This window comes from Acinetobacter sp. YH12136 (genome assembly GCF_013418545.1).
GTDB classification, from domain to species: domain Bacteria; phylum Pseudomonadota; class Gammaproteobacteria; order Pseudomonadales; family Moraxellaceae; genus Acinetobacter; species Acinetobacter towneri.
This window is the reverse complement of record NZ_VPBV01000003.1, coordinates 103,321-119,771: the sequence shown is the minus strand read 5'-3', so window position 1 is coordinate 119,771 and position 16,451 is coordinate 103,321. Positions and strand designations below refer to the sequence as shown.

The 16,451-nt window shown below is 43.9% G+C and carries 16 protein-coding genes and 4 tRNA genes; 11 read left to right on the top strand and 9 right to left on the bottom strand.

Annotation, left to right across the window (positions count from 1 at the left end; translation table 11 throughout):
- Window positions 1-14: 14 nt before the first annotated feature.
- Window positions 15-944 (top strand): DMT family transporter, encoded by a 930-nt coding sequence (locus FTU71_RS02590; RefSeq protein WP_004975858.1) that lies wholly within the window; start codon window positions 15-17, stop codon window positions 942-944.
- A 5-nt stretch (window positions 945-949) separates the two neighbouring features.
- Here FTU71_RS02590 and coaE read toward each other — a convergent pair whose 3' ends face one another.
- Genes coaE through pilB form a run of 4 tightly spaced genes read right to left on the bottom strand, consistent with a single transcriptional unit; the run spans window position 950 to window position 5,388 of the window.
- Complete coding sequence (gene coaE, locus FTU71_RS02585; RefSeq protein ID WP_180050042.1) at window positions 950-1,549, bottom strand: dephospho-CoA kinase; 600 nt, start codon at window positions 1,547-1,549, stop codon at window positions 950-952.
- A gap of 9 nt (window positions 1,550-1,558) precedes the next feature.
- Window positions 1,559-2,419, bottom strand: coding sequence for an A24 family peptidase (locus FTU71_RS02580; RefSeq protein ID WP_180111239.1), 861 nt, complete (start codon window positions 2,417-2,419; stop codon window positions 1,559-1,561).
- Complete coding sequence (locus tag FTU71_RS02575; RefSeq protein WP_180111237.1) at window positions 2,419-3,645, bottom strand: type II secretion system F family protein; 1,227 nt, start codon at window positions 3,643-3,645, stop codon at window positions 2,419-2,421. Before FTU71_RS02575 ends, FTU71_RS02580 begins: the two co-directional genes overlap by 1 nt.
- Before the next feature lie 30 nt (window positions 3,646-3,675).
- Window positions 3,676-5,388, bottom strand: coding sequence for a type IV-A pilus assembly ATPase PilB (gene pilB, locus FTU71_RS02570; protein ID WP_180111236.1), 1,713 nt, complete (start codon window positions 5,386-5,388; stop codon window positions 3,676-3,678).
- A gap of 277 nt (window positions 5,389-5,665) precedes the next feature.
- On the opposite strand from pilB, the gene tpiA reads away from it, so the two are divergent.
- From tpiA to FTU71_RS02520, 10 genes are all read left to right on the top strand, one after another.
- Window positions 5,666-6,457, top strand: coding sequence for a triose-phosphate isomerase (gene tpiA / locus FTU71_RS02565; protein WP_019836081.1), 792 nt, complete (start codon window positions 5,666-5,668; stop codon window positions 6,455-6,457).
- Between the two features lie 13 nt (window positions 6,458-6,470).
- Window positions 6,471-6,800 carry a preprotein translocase subunit SecG gene (gene secG, locus FTU71_RS02560; RefSeq protein ID WP_004975868.1) on the top strand — a complete coding sequence of 110 codons (330 nt, stop codon included), beginning with the start codon at window positions 6,471-6,473 and terminating at the stop codon, window positions 6,798-6,800.
- A gap of 53 nt (window positions 6,801-6,853) precedes the next feature.
- Window positions 6,854-6,938: transfer RNA gene (locus FTU71_RS02555), tRNA-Leu, on the top strand.
- A 49-nt stretch (window positions 6,939-6,987) separates the two neighbouring features.
- Window positions 6,988-7,064, top strand: a tRNA-Met gene (locus FTU71_RS02550).
- Between the two features lie 77 nt (window positions 7,065-7,141).
- Window positions 7,142-7,218, top strand: a tRNA-Met gene (locus FTU71_RS02545).
- A 134-nt stretch (window positions 7,219-7,352) separates the two neighbouring features.
- A tRNA-Met gene (locus FTU71_RS02540) sits at window positions 7,353-7,429 on the top strand.
- Window positions 7,430-7,751: 322 nt separating this feature from the next.
- Window positions 7,752-8,276: a ribosome maturation factor RimP gene (gene rimP, locus FTU71_RS02535; RefSeq protein ID WP_004975871.1), complete on the top strand. Its 525-nt coding sequence runs from the start codon at window positions 7,752-7,754 to the stop codon at window positions 8,274-8,276.
- Between the two features lie 35 nt (window positions 8,277-8,311).
- Entirely contained in the window at window positions 8,312-9,796 is a 1,485-nt protein-coding gene (gene nusA / locus FTU71_RS02530; protein WP_131261098.1) for a transcription termination factor NusA, read from the top strand.
- A 10-nt stretch (window positions 9,797-9,806) separates the two neighbouring features.
- Window positions 9,807-12,533: a translation initiation factor IF-2 gene (gene infB, locus FTU71_RS02525; RefSeq protein WP_004975874.1), complete on the top strand. Its 2,727-nt coding sequence runs from the start codon at window positions 9,807-9,809 to the stop codon at window positions 12,531-12,533.
- Window positions 12,533-12,937: a ribosome-binding factor A gene (locus tag FTU71_RS02520; RefSeq protein ID WP_004975876.1), complete on the top strand. Its 405-nt coding sequence runs from the start codon at window positions 12,533-12,535 to the stop codon at window positions 12,935-12,937. Before infB ends, FTU71_RS02520 begins: the two co-directional genes overlap by 1 nt.
- 121 nt (window positions 12,938-13,058) lie before the next feature.
- On the opposite strand, the gene FTU71_RS02515 is transcribed toward FTU71_RS02520, so the two are convergent.
- Genes FTU71_RS02515 through FTU71_RS02495 form a run of 5 tightly spaced genes read right to left on the bottom strand, consistent with a single transcriptional unit; the run spans window position 13,059 to window position 16,450 of the window.
- The gene (locus tag FTU71_RS02515) at window positions 13,059-13,457 is read right to left on the bottom strand and encodes a Na+/H+ antiporter subunit G (protein ID WP_004975877.1); all 399 of its coding nucleotides are present in this window, start codon (window positions 13,455-13,457) and stop codon (window positions 13,059-13,061) included.
- Between the two features lie 11 nt (window positions 13,458-13,468).
- Window positions 13,469-13,744 (bottom strand): monovalent cation/H+ antiporter subunit F, encoded by a 276-nt coding sequence (locus tag FTU71_RS02510; RefSeq protein WP_004975880.1) that lies wholly within the window; start codon window positions 13,742-13,744, stop codon window positions 13,469-13,471.
- Complete coding sequence (locus FTU71_RS02505) at window positions 13,741-14,274, bottom strand: Na+/H+ antiporter subunit E (RefSeq protein ID WP_179997304.1); 534 nt, start codon at window positions 14,272-14,274, stop codon at window positions 13,741-13,743. Before FTU71_RS02505 ends, FTU71_RS02510 begins: the two co-directional genes overlap by 4 nt.
- A gap of 2 nt (window positions 14,275-14,276) precedes the next feature.
- Window positions 14,277-16,085 (bottom strand): monovalent cation/H+ antiporter subunit D, encoded by a 1,809-nt coding sequence (locus FTU71_RS02500; RefSeq protein WP_004975885.1) that lies wholly within the window; start codon window positions 16,083-16,085, stop codon window positions 14,277-14,279.
- Window positions 16,085-16,450: a Na+/H+ antiporter subunit C gene (locus tag FTU71_RS02495; protein WP_004975886.1), complete on the bottom strand. Its 366-nt coding sequence runs from the start codon at window positions 16,448-16,450 to the stop codon at window positions 16,085-16,087. The genes FTU71_RS02500 and FTU71_RS02495 overlap by 1 nt, the downstream gene beginning before the upstream one ends.
- Between the last annotated feature and the right edge of the window lies 1 nt (window position 16,451).

Sequence of the window (16,451 nt, the reverse complement as noted above, 5' to 3'; positions counted from 1 at the left end):
ATGCTTTCAACACCGTGATTCGTCTATCTCCCCAAAAGCAAGGTTATGCTTTGGTGCTTGTTACCATGTGCATTTGGGGTGGTTTTACCCTAACTGCTCGGCTGAATGCACAATGGCAGATCAGTGCTTGGGATATTACCGCCTTACGCTTTGCTTTGGCTTTTTGTATTTTAATGCCGATTCTTATCTGGAAAAAAGATACGGCATTTTTATGGAAAAAAGAGCCTTTTATTTTGGCAATGATTGGTGGAGTGGGCTATTGCCTGACTGCGTATAGTGCTTTTCATTATGTACCTGCTGCGCACGCTGCCATTTTTTTGAATGGCTGTATTCCTGTTTGTACCGCCATTGCTGCTTGGATGTTATTTCGAGTGCCTTTTGACCGCCATACATGGATCAGTATTGTAATTATGCTGACCGCCATTGCGGGTATGAGTGCGCTGATGTATCAAGAAACAGGTGTTGCCTTTGGACTTGGGGATGGACTGTTTTTTATCAGCGCTATTTGGTGGGGTGTGTTTACGGTTTTATTAAGACAATGGAAGCTTTCCGCTTGGCATGCTATGGCGGGTGTCGCAATTTGGTCGGCAATCGTCTATGTCCCGATTTACGTACTGTTTTTCCCGAAACAACTCAGCACACCTGAACCGATTCATTTATTGCTGCAAACTATTTTTCATGGAGTATTTGTGGTGATCATCGCAACACTTAGCTATGTCGAGGCAATTAAGCGTTTGGGAGCATTCAAAACTGGCAGTATTGTGACCTTGGCGCCGTTTATCGCTGCGATTCTTGCTGTCCCTTTATTGGGTGAACCTTTGAGTTTAGCAATTTTATGTGGCTTGGTGGGTATGGGGATTGGTGCTTTGCAACCTTGGCGTTGGTGGGCCCGACCTGACAGCTTAAAAGCTCAACTTGAACAGCAAAAACAACAGTCAGATTAATTTGCTTACTGCATCGCTCGCTTTAAATACTGCTGATGCAATACTTCAAGTTTGCTATACAAATGATCTAAATGCCCATCATTTAGCACAATGTCATCGGCTAGGTGTTGTTTTTCAGCACGTGGCATTTGTGCTTGAATAATTTTATGAATTTGCTCAACCGTTTGACCATCACGTTGTGAGGCACGGTGAATTTGTAGTGCTTCAGTAGCATCAATCAATAATGTATGTTGGGTCAATTGATGTTGATTGGTTTCAAACAAGAGTGGTGAAACCAAAACCACGTAGGGGCTATTGGCAGCATTTAATTGTTGAATAATCGATTCACGAATTGCAGGGTGGGTGATTTTTTCAAGTGCTTGTCGTGCACTTGGTTCTTTGAAAATGTGTTCACGTAAGGCACGACGATCAAGCTCACCATTCTCAAGTAAAACCCAATCGCCAAAGTGTTGTCGAATTTGCTTTAAGGCAGGCTGTCCTTTTTCGACTACTTCACGTGCAACCACATCTGCATCGACCACAACAATGCCTTGGGTCTCAAACCACGCACTGGCTGCAGACTTGCCACTGCCAATTCCTCCTGTTAGACCCAAAACAAAACGCATGTGCTGTCCTTATTGTCCCAAATATACTTTCATGATTGGCTCGCCCCATAAAAAGGCAATCCAGCCCGCAATGGCGATATACGGACCAAACGCAAAGGGTTGGTTTTCTTTACGCACTTTTAACAGAATAATGCCAATAATAGCCCCAACTAAGGACGATAGCAGCACAATCAGGGGTAACATCATCGGCCCCATCCATGCACCTAAAGCGGCAAGGAGCTTGAAGTCACCATAGCCCATGCCTTCTTTGCCTGTGACGATTTTAAACAGGTAATACACCACCCATAGACATAGGAAGCCAATTACATAACCCCAAATTGCCGATGTCGGTGAGGTATAGATGGCATAGCTGTTGACTGCCAAACCCAGTGCAGCCAAAGGCAGGGTGTAACGGTCTGGCAAGAGTTGTGTATCAAAATCAATGAAGGTGAGTGCAATCAAGGTATAAGTGAGCAGCAAACCAAACAGCATTTGTACAGTTGGGCCAAATACTGCAAGCACAATCAGGGCGCAAACAGCGGTTAATACTTCAATCATTGGATAACGTACGCTGATCAGGTTTTGGCAGTTGCCACATTTACCGCGTAATACCAACCAACTCAGCACAGGAATATTTTGATACCAACGAATTGGGTTGTGACATTTGGGGCAGGTCGATGCAGGTTTGCTCAGGGTGATTTTACTTTCATCAATAATGGCTTGTTCAGGATGTAATAACATTTGGCAGTCATTACGCCACTCCTGTTCCATCATTTTTGGGGTGCGGTAAATCACCACATTCAAAAAACTGCCAATACATAAACTAAAAAGTCCAACTGCGATATAGAGCGCAGTTGGATTTTGGATAAAGTACGCGATTAATTCTTGCATTAAACCACAGAACCCATTTGGAAGATTGGAAGGTACATGGCGACAACTAAACCACCCACTAAAATACCCAAGACAGACATAATCAACGGCTCCATCATTGAGGTTAAGCCATCTACTGCGTTGTCGACTTCGTTTTCATAGTGGGTTGCGACTTTATCTAGCATGGCATCTAGCGCACCTGATTCTTCACCAATGGCTACCATTTGCACTGCCATAGACGGGAATTTATTGGTGACACGCATGGCGAATTGTAGCTGTTGACCTGTCGCAACATCATCACGAATTTTCATCACGGCTTCTTCATAGACCACATTATTGGTTGCCCCAGCGGTAGATTCCAAGGCATCAATTAAGGGTACACCAGCAGCAAAAGTAGTGGCTAAAGTACGGCTATAACGTGCAATAATCGCTTTATAGACCAAGTCACCAAAAATAGGCGCTTTCAGTGCTGCTTTGTCTAAGAAGTCACGGAATTTTTTACTGCGTTTTTTAGTTTCCAAGAAACCTGCAATGATGACCCCAATCACAATAATCAGAATAAACCAGTATTTCTGCATCCATTGTGACATGTTCACCACCATTTTAGTGAAGGCAGGCAAGTCCGCACCAAAAGAGCTAAACAACTCTTCAAACACAGGTACGACTTTCACCATCAAAATAATGGTCACAATCACGGCCACCACAATGACCGTTGCAGGGTATTTCATGGCTTTTTTAATTTTTTGTTTGAGTAACTCACTCTTTTCTTTATAGATCGCGACACGATCTAGCATGGTTTCTAGGGCACCCGATTGTTCACCAGATTCGACCAAAGAACAAAATAGGTTGTCAAAATACTGAGGATATTTACGCAATGCGCCAGCAAAGGTATTCCCGCCTTCCACTTCACCTTTAATGCCTAAAACCACTTCACGCATGGCGGGGTTTTCAAGACCTTCGGCAACAATCTCAAAGCTTTGTACCAAAGGCACACCTGCTTTCATCATAGTGGCAAGCTGACGCGTGAAAATAGTGATGTCTAAGGTCGACACCCGTTTTTTCATTAAGCCTTCAAGAATATTCTTTTTCTTTTGGCGAATCGTCTTGATGGTAATCCCTTGTTTACGCAATGTGACCTTTGCCAAGGCCATATTACGCGCTGGAATTTCCCCTTTTAACTTAACCCCTTTGCGGTCAATCCCTTCATAAACGAAGGTGGGCATCATCTGTGCTTTTTTGACAGCCATGCGTATTTATCCTTATTTTAAATTTTACAACTATTCACTGGTCACACGATTGACTTCTTGCAATGAAGTCACCCCCTGTATGACCTTAAGTAACCCCGAACGACGCAGATTGTTAAACCCCGATTTTGCTGACGCATCAGCAATTTGGATGGCATTACCATCCTCCATAATAATTCTAGAAATTTCTGGTGTGACTTTCATCACTTCATAAACACCAACACGTCCTTTATAACCTTCACGGCATTCAGAACAGCCTACAGGTTGATAGACCTGAAATTCTGGATTGCTCAAATCGGCTTCAGTAAAGCCCATTTCCAATAAGCTTTGTTTTGGAATATCGGAAGGAGCTTTGCAATGCGGGCATAGGCGTCGTGCCAAACGCTGTGCAATGACGAGGTTTACCGAAGTTGCGATGTTAAAGGAAGGAACGCCCATATTGCGTAAACGCGTTAAAGTTTCTGGCGCACTGTTGGTGTGGAGGGTAGATAAAACCATGTGACCTGTTTGGGCTGCTTTAATTGCAATTTCTGCAGTTTCAAGGTCACGAATCTCACCCACCATGACAATATCAGGGTCTTGACGTAAGAAAGATTTCAGAGCGGCAGCGAAGGTTAAGCCCACTTTATTGTTGACGTTAACCTGGTTGATGCCTTCTAAGTTAATTTCCACAGGGTCTTCGGCAGTGGAAATGTTGGTATCTTCTCTGTTTAAGATATTTAAGCCTGTATATAGCGATACCGTTTTACCCGAACCCGTTGGACCTGTAATCAGTAACATGCCTTGCGGTTTTTCTAAGGCTTCCATGAACAATTCTTTTTGTTCTGGTTCATAGCCCAAAGCGTCAATCCCAAGCATCGCGCTAGATGGGTCAAGAATACGCAGTACGATTTTTTCACCGAACAATGTTGGCAACGAGTTCACACGGAAGTCGATGGATTTATTTTTAGATAGTTTTAATTTAATACGACCATCTTGCGGGACACGCTTTTCAGAAATGTCCATTTGGGACATCACTTTTAAACGTGATGCCAAGCGGTTAGCTAACTGTAAGGGTGGGGTGGCAATTTGACGTAATACACCATCGACACGGTAACGCACTCGATAGGTTTTTTCATACGGTTCAAAGTGTAAGTCCGAAGCACCCATGCGAATTGCATCAATCAGTAATTTGTTGATGTATTTAACAATTGGGGATTCATCACCCTGCGGTTCATCTTCTGCAGCTTGTTCTGGTTCGCTGTTACCATCTTCAAAGTTGAGATCGAAGTCATCATCTTCAAATTCAAAAGCAGACTCACTCGCAAAGTTTTGTTCAATCAGTTTTACCAATTTATCGTGTTCGACCACAATGACTTCAATATTCATTTTACTGTTGAAACGAATGGCATCCATTGCTTCGATATTGGTCGGGTTACTGGTTGCAACATAAAGCAGATGATTGCGTTTAAAAATAGGCAATATGCAATATTTGCTGAACAGTTTTTCATCAATGCCTTCACGCACGATGAGCGCAGAGTCATACACGCTTAAATCAAAAATAGGTTCGCCAAACTCATTAGAAATTTTTTCAGCAATGATTAAAGGCGCGATATTTAGGTTTTGAATGAGATAGGGAACAATATCAACATTATCTTTTTGTGCGGCTTTAATGGCAGTTTGCATATTTTCAGCAGAAACGAGCCCATCTTCGACCAAACGTCGAATAAAACCTGTAAATCTAGGTGTAGCTTGTTGTACTGACATTCCCCAACGTCCTCAAAATCAAGATTGTTTATAATTGGTATCTTAAAATTATACTTTTGTTGCACAAAAATACCATATCTGAAAGTGCTGTCACCACCTAAGTATCGCCTAAAAGCATGAACCAGTTACATTAATCTGCTAAAAAAATTGTAAGTCCTGCCATGAAAAGATACTTCATGCAGCAGTTTGATGCAAAGCTTGTACAAAAAACTCAGCAGAAATGTGATTTGCGTGTAGAATGTGCGCGATTAAATGAATTGTTTTTGCAGGTTATTCTATGTCGGCTACGACGATTAAGCCTTGGGTGGTTGGCAATTGGAAGATGAATCCGATACATGCCGATGCTCAGCAACTTATTTCTGAATTTAAAACATTATTACAAGACAGCCCTGTAGAGGCTGAAAAGTGTCATTTGGGGATTGCACCTGTCACTTTGGCTTTAACTCAAATTCAAGCTGCATTGAGCGAAGCAGTACGTCCTGTCTATACCGTTGCACAAGACCTTTCCCGTATTGCGGGTTTGGGTGCATATACAGGCGAAGTCAGTGCAGAATTGCTAAAAGACAGTCAAATTGATTATGTATTGGTTGGGCATTCAGAACGTCGTGAACTTTTTGCAGACACACCAAGCATTTTGAATGAAAAAGTTAAAAATGCCTTGCAGGCAGGTTTGACAGTTATTTATTGTGTGGGTGAAAGTCTGCAACAACGTGAAAGCGGTCAGGCAGAGCAAGTTGTTTTGCAACAAATTTGTGATATTGCTGCTGTGGTTGACGCTGAGCAATGGCAACAGATAGTGATTGCGTATGAACCTATTTGGGCAATTGGTACAGGCAAGACCGCATCACCTGAAGATGCGCAAACCATGCATGCAAAAATCCGTGAAGGTTTAAGCCAAATCACCGCTTATGCGGTGACTCTACCGATTTTATATGGTGGTAGTGTAAAACCAGAAAATGCCGTAGAGTTAGCAGCCTGCCCAGACATTAATGGTGCTTTGGTCGGTGGTGCATCCTTAAATGCGGCATCGTTCCATCAAATTGCGCAAGCCTTTGCAAATACACAATAATGAGGAGTTCAGCATGCAAACATTTGTGCTGGTAGTACATATTATCTTAGCCATTTTAATGATTGGACTAATTTTGGTTCAGCATGGTAAAGGTGCAGATGCAGGCGCTTCTTTTGGTGGCGGTGGTGCGGCAACCGTATTTGGTGCGTCAGGCTCAGGTAACTTTTTAACCCGTTTAACGGCAATTTTAACAGCATTGTTTTTTGCAACCAGTTTAACTTTAGCGGTGTTTGCCAAGAAACAAACCACAGGTGCATATAGTTTGCAGACTGTACAAACGACTGCACCTGCACAGCCAGTATCGCCTGAAACTTCACCAACTGCGCCTAAAAGCGCTGAATAATTTTATTTAGCACTTTCTTTTTTCGCATGATGCGACTAGAATGCGTCACAGCTGCGGTGGTGGTGGAATTGGTAGACACGCTACCTTGAGGTGGTAGTGCTTTCGGGCGTGGGGGTTCAAGTCCCCCCTTCCGCACCAACTTATAATCCAGAAAACATAAGTTGGTGTTAAGCAGCAAATCTGTTGATGCGGGATGGAGCAGTCTGGTAGCTCGTCGGGCTCATAACCCGAAGGTCGTTGGTTCAAATCCAGCTCCCGCTACCAATCAATCCTAAGCTTATCGTGAATTAAGCGTAGGCAACTTAAATTATTTTAGGTTGAGATAAGTATTTACATGTTGTTGCGGGATGGAGCAGTCTGGTAGCTCGTCGGGCTCATAACCCGAAGGTCGTTGGTTCAAATCCAGCTCCCGCTACCAATATTTTAAAAGTGTGATTATGCTCTAATATGAGTTTTACGCTTTATACTGACTAAGGTGCAACTTAAGTCAGGCAAAAATGCTAAGTTTGATTGAAAACTTATTCATATTTGTATATAATTTTTGCACGTTGATGCGGGATGGAGCAGTCTGGTAGCTCGTCGGGCTCATAACCCGAAGGTCGTTGGTTCAAATCCAGCTCCCGCTACCAAGTTTCTAATGGTGTGGTACGTTAGTTTTAGTTGATTGAATTCAGCATAATAAACTAGCAAAGATGGTTAGATTTAGTCTAATCCCCGCAACCAAGTTTCTAAAGAGGCTCACAACTAGGTGGGCCTTTTTGCACAGTGGATATTGGTTTTACTGTGCAAGAATAGGGGCGATTACGCCCTTTTTTATTGGCTATCGTGTAGTGTCGATACAAGCCGTGCGCGGCCTAAAGTCAAAGTGTCATGTTTCACTACTACTATAGTTTGTATGAATGTGTAGTGGTCAAATAAGACCATTGAACCGCAGCAGAATGACGAGAGTAAATGAAGCTATCAAATAAAACTCAAGCACTTCAGGACTTAATTGCGCCAGCAGTGCAAGCATGTGATGTGGATCTTTGGGGAATCGAGTTTATTCCACAAGGTAAGCGTTCTTTGTTACGTATTTATATCGACAAAGCTGTCGATGAAAATGCAGAACCTGTCTTAAATGAAGATGGCGAATTAGAGCAAGGTCGTGGTATTGGTGTGCAAGATTGTGTACGTGTAACCCAGCAAGTTGGTGCAATGCTTGATGTGCATGATCCAATTTCAGGTGAATATGCACTTGAAGTATCCTCTCCGGGTTGGGATCGTCCATTTTTCCAATTAGAGCAATTGCCTGCATATATTGGGCAAACCATTGCGTTACGTTTAATCAGTGCTGTAGAAAACCGTCGTAAATTTCAAGCGAAATTGGTTGCTGTAGATCTGGAAAATGAAACCATTCAGGTCGAAGTGGAAAAACAGCAGGTATTGGAGATTGACAGTCACAATATTGATAAAGCAAACCTGATTTACCAAGATTAATCAAATTAATAAGAATCTGAACGAATAGGTGACTTATGGCACGTGAAATTCTTACCGTCGTTGAAACGGTTAGTAACGAAAAAGGTGTAAGTCGTGAGGCAATTTTTGAGGCGCTTGAACAGGCTCTTGTTGCTGCGACGAAAAAGAAATTCTACGAAGGCACAAACTCAGAAGAAGCACGTTTACGTGTGGAAATTGATCGTAAAACAGGTGACTACAGCACTTTCCGTCAGTGGGAAGTGGTGGCAGATGAAGATCATGAAATGCCTGCATGCCAAGATGCAATTTCTGATGTAGACCCTGCAAAGTGGTCAATTGGCGATATTCGCGAACTTGAAGTTGAGTCAATTGACTTCGGTCGTATTGCTGCGCAAATTGCCAAGCAAGTGATTGTGCAAAAAATTCGTGAAGCAGAACGCGCATTGGTTGCAGATGCTTATGAAGCCAAAGTAGGCGAGCTGATTTACGGTGAAGTGAAAAAGCAAACCAAAGATGGCTTTATTATTGATTTGGGCGACAATGCAGAAGCATATTTGGCGCGTGAAGAAATGATCGCCAAAGAAATTTTGCGTCCTAAGCAGCGTGTGAATGCAATTTTGTACAGCGTGAACCGTGAAGGTCGTGGTGCACAATTGTTGTTGTCACGTGCCAAGCCTGAAATGCTGATTGCATTGATGAAAAAAGAAATTCCAGAAATTTCTGAAGAAATCATCGAAATTAAAGCAGCAGCGCGTCAGCCGGGTGTACGTGCAAAAATTGCAGTAAAAACCAACGACCATCGTATTGACCCTGTAGGTGCATGTATTGGTATGCGTGGTACACGTATCCAAGCGGTACAGCAAGAGTTAAATGGTGAGCGTATTGATGTTGTGGTGTGGTCTGATGATCCAGCACAATATATCGCCAGTGCTTTAGAGCCAGCCGATGTATCGGGTATTGTGATTGATGAAGAAGAACGTACTGCCGACATTATTTTCGCAACCAGCGATCAGTTGGCACGTGCAATTGGTTCACAAGGTCAAAACGTACGTTTAGCCTCTGAACTCACAGGTTATAAGCTGAACATGATGCTTGAAGAAGAGTATCACGCACGTCAGCAAAATGAAGCGCAACAATACTTAGACTTGTTTGTTTCACGTCTAGACATTGCTGAAGATTTGGCGATGGCATTGGTAGAAATGGGCTTCACTTCATTAGAAGAAATTGCGTATGTTCCTGCGGAAACATTTGACGAAATTGATTTAGATGAAGAAATTGTTGAAATGTTACAAGGTCGTGCCAAAGAAGTGGCATTGGCAGACGCATTGCAACAGCAAGAAAATATCCAAGATCCGAGTGCAGAACTTCTAGCAATGGAAGGCATGACACAAGAGATCGCTTATGCGCTTGCCGCTCGTGGTGTCATCACAGTTGATGATTTAGCTGACCAAGCGACTGACGATATCGAAGATATTGAAGGTCTAGGTACAGATAAAGCGGGTCAATTGATTATGAAAGCGCGCGAATCATGGTTTAACTAGGAGGTAACATATGACGGACAAGTCGATTAAAGAGTTAGCGCTCAGTGTAGGTCGTCCAGTTGAGAAACTCCTGGAACAGGTTCGTGACGCAGGTTTACCACAGCGTAAGGCTGACGATATTATTTCCACTGAACAACAAAGTACCCTAGTGAACCATTTAAAAAAGGTTCACGGTCAAGAGGGTAATGCAGGACAAATCACGTTGAAACGTAAAACCACCAGTACCGCTAAAGTGGCAAGTACTTCGGGCAAAGCGAAAACGATTAATGTAGAAGTTCGTAAGAAGCATACATTTGTAAAGCCTGATCCTGAACAGATTAAAGCGGAAGCACTGGCAAAAGCACAGGCGGAAGCAGCTGAAAAAGCGCAAGCAGAACAGCAAGCACGTGACGTGGCAGAAAAGAGCAAAGCGAAAGCAGACGCGCCTCAAGCAGGTGCTGCAAAAGCGAAACAAGCTTTAGATGCAATGCGTGCAGCAGCGAAGCAAGAAACAGCCAAGCAAGAAGTTGCGAAAGCTGCGGTTGTGGTGAAACGTAAGTCAACCAACAAGCCAATTGTGAAGCAAGCAGTGAAGGTCACTGAAACGCCTGAGCAAAAGAAAGCACGTGAAGCGCAAGCAGCTCAGTTGAAAGCGACTGAAGAAGCAGCACGTCGTAAAGCGGCTGAAGAAGCGCAGCAACGTACGCTTGAGCAAATGCGTCAGATGGCATCTAAATACTCAAATGAAGATGCAACAGCTACTATTCGCGTGGTAGATGATTCTCCATTGGCGGCTGGTCTTGTGGGTCAGGCTTATGAAGATTCATTTGCCAAAGAAGACCGCGAAATCAAGCGTGGTACCAGCACCACCAATACACGTTCACCGAAAAAAGGTGGTCGTCGTGGTCAGGAAGAACAGTCTTTCAGCCAAAACTCACATAAACGCGGTTTGAAAACGAGCCAAGCCAACAAGCACGGCTTTGAAAAACCAGTTAAAAAACAAGTTTATGATGTTGAAATTGGTGCAACGATTGTGGTTGCGGACTTGGCTGCAAAAATGGCAGTTAAAGTACGCGAAGTTATTAAATCACTCATGAAAATGGGTGAGTTAGTTACGCAAAACCAAGCGATTGAGCAAGAAGTTGCAGCACTTGTAGTTGAGGAAATGGGCCACAACCCAGTTCTAGTATCTGATACGCAAGCTGAAGATAACTTACTTGAAGCTGCTGAAGAGGCACGTGGTGTTCAAACGACACGTCCACCAGTGGTGACCATCATGGGTCACGTTGACCATGGTAAGACATCATTACTTGACCGTATTCGTCGTGCCAAAGTGGCTGCAGGCGAAGCGGGTGGTATTACCCAGCACATTGGTGCATACCACGTACAAACCGATAAAGGCATTATCACCTTCTTAGATACACCGGGACACGCAGCGTTTACTGCAATGCGTTCACGTGGTGCGAAAGCGACAGATATCGTGGTATTGGTCGTTGCGGCAGATGATGGTGTGATGCCACAAACTGCAGAAGCCATTGACCATGCGCGTGCAGCGGGTACGCCAATTATTGTTGCCATTAACAAAATGGACAAAGAATCGGCTGATCCAGACCGCGTATTGAATGAATTGACCACCAAAGAAATCGTACCTGAACAATGGGGCGGTGACGTACCTGTTGCAATGGTTTCGGCGCATTCAGGTCAAGGTATTGATGAACTTCTTGACTTAATTTCAATTCAAGCAGAAATGATGGAATTGAAAGCATCTGAAGAAGGTGCAGCGCAAGGTGTGGTGATTGAAGCGCGTGTAGATAAAGGTCGCGGTGCAGTGACGTCAATTCTGGTACAAAACGGTACTTTGAATGTAGGTGACTTGGTACTTGCAGGTTCATCTTATGGTCGCGTACGTGCCATGACTGATGAAAACGGTAAGCGTATTAAATCTGCAGGTCCTTCAATTCCAGTTGAAATTTTAGGTTTACCTGAAGCGCCAATGGCAGGTGACGAAGTTCTTGTTGTAAATGACGAGAAGAAAGCACGTGAAGTTGCCGATGCGCGTATGGATCGTGAGCGTCAAAAACGTCTTGAGCGTCAAAGCGCAATGCGTCTTGAAAACATCATGGCATCAATGGGCAAAAAAGACGTTCCATTTGTCAATGTGGTATTGAAGACCGATGTACGAGGTACTTTGGAAGCCTTGATTGTTGCATTGGGCGAGTTGTCTACCGATGAAGTACGTGTACGTGTGATTGGTTCAGGCGTAGGTGCGATCACTGAGTCTGACGTTACGCTTGCAGAATCTTCAGAAGCTGTATTACTAGGCTTTAACGTACGTGCTGACAATACTGCGCGTCAAAAAGCCGATGCCGATGGTATTGACATTCGTTACTACAGCATCATCTATCAATTAATTGATGATGTGAAAGATGCGATGAGCGGTAAGCTTGCACCTGAACACCGTGAAACTATTTTGGGTGTTGCAGAAGTGCGTGAAGTGTTCCACTCAAGTAAGTTCGGTGCAGCTGCAGGTTGTATGGTACTTGAAGGCGTACTTCACCGTAACAAACCAATTCGCGTATTACGTGATGATGTGGTGGTATTCCAAGGTGAGCTTGAGTCACTTCGTCGTTATAAAGACGTGGTGGAAGAAGTTCGCGCAGGTATGGAATGTGGTCTTGCAGTAAAAGGCTATAAAGACATCAAACCACTTGATAAGATTGAAGTGTACGATGTTCAATTGATTAAACGGAGTCTTTAATGGCGGGTAGTCAACGTCTGAAGCGTATGGCGGATACAGTACAGCGTGAGCTGTCAGAACTGATTCGCCAAGAGCTGAAAGATCCACGCTTAGGTGGTCTTGTGACCATCTCTGCAGTGAAGGTGAGCCCAGACTTAGGATATGCGGAAGTGTACGTGACCGTCATGGGACGTGAATTAGGCGATGAGCAAAGCGAAACGGCAAATAAAGAAACCTTGGATGTGTTGAATAAAGCATCAGGCTTCTTGCGCCATGAGTTAAGCCGTCGTATTAAGACACGTATTACCCCGCGTTTGCGTTTTCACTACGATAAAACCAATGCCTATGGTAACTATATGTTTGGTTTGATTGCAGAAGCGGTAAAAGATTTACCTCCTGCAGCACCTAAGCAAGATGAAGAATAAATCAGTGATGATAAAAAATGCCACCTTCGGGTGGCATTTTTTTGTCTATCATGTTTGAGCTTTTGCAATGTAAGCAAGGTTATATCGGATACGATGCTTTTTTTAATGCCTGACTAATATTCTAGACCAAATCATCATGGGACTTTTTTTCATAACGACGTAAATTACGACGTTGGCGTTGCCACGGTAATGGACGGTCTAAGGTTTCAGGCACATTGCCACTCATCGAACGTAAACGTAAGTGCAGTGCTGCCTGTGCCATTAAATTGGCAGAAACAGGCGCGGTAATAAACGCAAATAGGGTGATTAATACTTCTGCAAAGCCAAATCGTCCTTCAAATGCCGCATAAATAATGGCTGCAATTAAGAAACTGCCTAGTCCTAAAGTGCTGGATTTTGTAGGGGCATGCAGTCGCATAAATAAGTCGGGTAGGCGAACCATGCCAATGCCGCCCACCAACATGAAAAATGCGCCAATAATTAAAAAGAATGACACTAAAATTTCCATGAGTAATTGCATGTTCATTCTCCTTAATCAATCACATGACCACTGGTGAAGTAACGCGCCAGTGCTGCAGTAGACACAAAGCCTAGCATCGCCACCAATAACGCACCTTCAAATAATGAGGTACTGGTCCAATAGATACCCAGAACCACCACCAAGCAGGTCGCATTTAAAAACAAGGTATCCAAGGCCAACAGGCGGTCTACAATTGAAGGGCCAATAATCAGGCGATATAGGCACATAAACATGGACAGCGTAATCGCAACCATGCAGATTCCAAGTGCATAAGGCAGAATCATCATTGCTTTTCTCCTGACTGCGCACCAAAAATTTCAATCAGTGGTTTTTCATAACGATTTTTGATGTCTTGAATATCTACACTTTCATCTGTAGTGTTTAAGGCATGTACCAAAATATCACCACGATCTTGGTCGATACCAGCCGTGACAGTACCAGGTGTGGTGGTAATGATCATCGCCAGAATACTGTTGACCTGTTCGTGCTGTGTTTCGAGAGGGACACGGAACCATTTTGGCTGCATGCGATCTGTTGGGCCAAGCACCAGTTTTGCGACACGAATATTACAAATCATAATATCCCAGACCACCACGAAGAATAAGCGAATGGCTGCAGTCCAGTTGATGTCTGGTGTACGCGCAATAAAGGGCTGGATCAGTTTGGGAATCAAGAGCGCCAAGACCAGTGCCATCAACAGATTCCCTGCAGAAACACTATGCGCCAACATCAGCCAACTCAGTGCCACCAAGACAGATACAAACGGGTGTGGCAGCAGGTTATCCCAAAACGAAGTTTTTGGTCTCGTTTTTTGCATGTTTAGGGCTCCGCAGGTTTGAGTTGAGTATCGCTAGGTTGCTGTGCTTCCTCACGATTTTGCTGTTGAATCTGACGTTGTTTATAGTCAGAAATATGCTCGCCTTCCAAGGTGTTTGGATCAATCACATAGGGAATTAAATGTGCATTGGTGTCAATTGCTTCGCCACCGTACTTGGTTTCAGGTAAGTACAATGGATCATAAGGTTGTACGCTAATCACATTTGCAGCACGGTCTTTTTTCAGAATCAGTGCTTCATAGGCCGCATTATGTTGAATCTGCTGTGCAGTCTTCAGCATATATTGTTGAATTGGATTGGCAAATACCACGTACAGCACTAAACCCGTTAGGAGAAAATAAATGACACGGTCATTACGGGGCGGTGCAATCGCAGGTAGTGCCTGATATTCATAATAGGCTTCAGTTTGCGCATCATCTTCAGGTTTGGTCGCGCGCCAAAATAAAATAAAGCCGACACGGGTGAATGCAATAATACTCAGCAAGCTGACCAAGAGAATAATGCCAATAATCCAGCCTTGATGTGCCATATTGGCGGTGGCTTGCAAAATAAAGACCTTGCCCAAAAAGCCACTAAACGGTGGCAAACCTGCCATCATTAAGGCAATCATGAAGTATGTGATTGCCAGTACTTTGTGTTGCTTCATTTGCGGGGCAATATTGAAGTGATCTTTAAATGCGCCACGTTGTGAGGTAATCCAGCCACACAGCAAATAGAAAGCCGCTGCAATTAAGGTACTGTGTACTAAGTAATACAGTGCGGCTGACCATGCCTGTGTGTTCAGCATCGAAATGGCGATCAGGATCGTACCAATCGAAGACAGCACCATAAAACCGACAAAACGACGTAAGCGCTCTGCACCAATTGCGCCAATGACCCCATACAGTGAGGTAATTAGACCAATCGGCAGCAACCAGTCTTGTAGGATTTTATGGCTCAGTGCATCATCAAATACGGTTCCATTGACCCGCAAAATGGCATACACACCCACTTTGGTCATGATGGTGAATAAGGCTGCCACAGGGGTTGTCGCCACGGCATAGGTTTTAGGAAGCCAGAAACCGACAGGAAGCATGGCGGCTTTAATACCAAACACCACAAATAACAGTAAGCCACCTGCCACCGCAATTTTATGTGCATCAGCATCGAGTAGCGGAATCAGACGCGCCACATCGGTCATATTTAAACTGCCGACACTGCCGTAAATCATCCCTAAACCAATTAGGAACAGGGCAGAGGCTAACAGGTTGATGGTGACGTAATGAATCCCGAGTTGAAAACGTGCTTTGCCCTGACCGTGCAATAACAACACATACGAGGCCAGCAACAAGATTTCAAAGAATACGAACAGGTTAAATAAGTCGCCTGTGAGGAATGCACCGCAAAGTCCCATGAGTAGGAAATGCACCATGGTATGAAAATAGCGACCACGTTCATCCCATTTTTTGCTGGAAAACCACAGTAATGGCAAGGCAAGTGAATAAGTCAGTACCAACATGAGGGCAGACAGTTGATCTAGCACTAAAATAATGCCAAACGGGGCGGCCCATTCGCTCAAATTATAAATAATAATTTGCCCACTGCTGACCTGAATTAAATAGCTGATCGCCGTGATTAAACCGAGCGTGGCAGAAAGATAACTAATGCCACGACGCCATGGCTGACGCCAGTCATGCGAGAGTGAACCAAAGCCTGGATTGCCTAATAGCACCAAAATAAATGCGGTAAAGGTGGGAATCAGGATGCTAAAAATAGGTGAATGCTGTAGCCAAAATTGGAGGAAATCAGTCATTATGGCTCATCCTCACGTGGGTCAAGCAGTGGATGTTCTTCTTTGGCATCGACGTGGTCTGTCCCTGTTTCATAACGGCTACGCAGCGCCAATTGCACAATAAATGCAGTGGTGGCAAAGCCAATCACAATTGCGGTTAACACCAAGGCTTGTGGTAATGGGTCGGTGACTTTTGAAGCTTCAGTCAAAATTGCAGGTGCATTGAGCTGAATACGCCCCATGCTGAATAAGAAAATATTGACGGCATAACCAATCATCGCCAAACCTAAAACCACAGGAAAGGTACGGGCACGTAAAATTAAATAAATCCCTGTCGCGACTAACATTCCAATGGCAGACGCAATTAAAAACTCAATACTAATCATT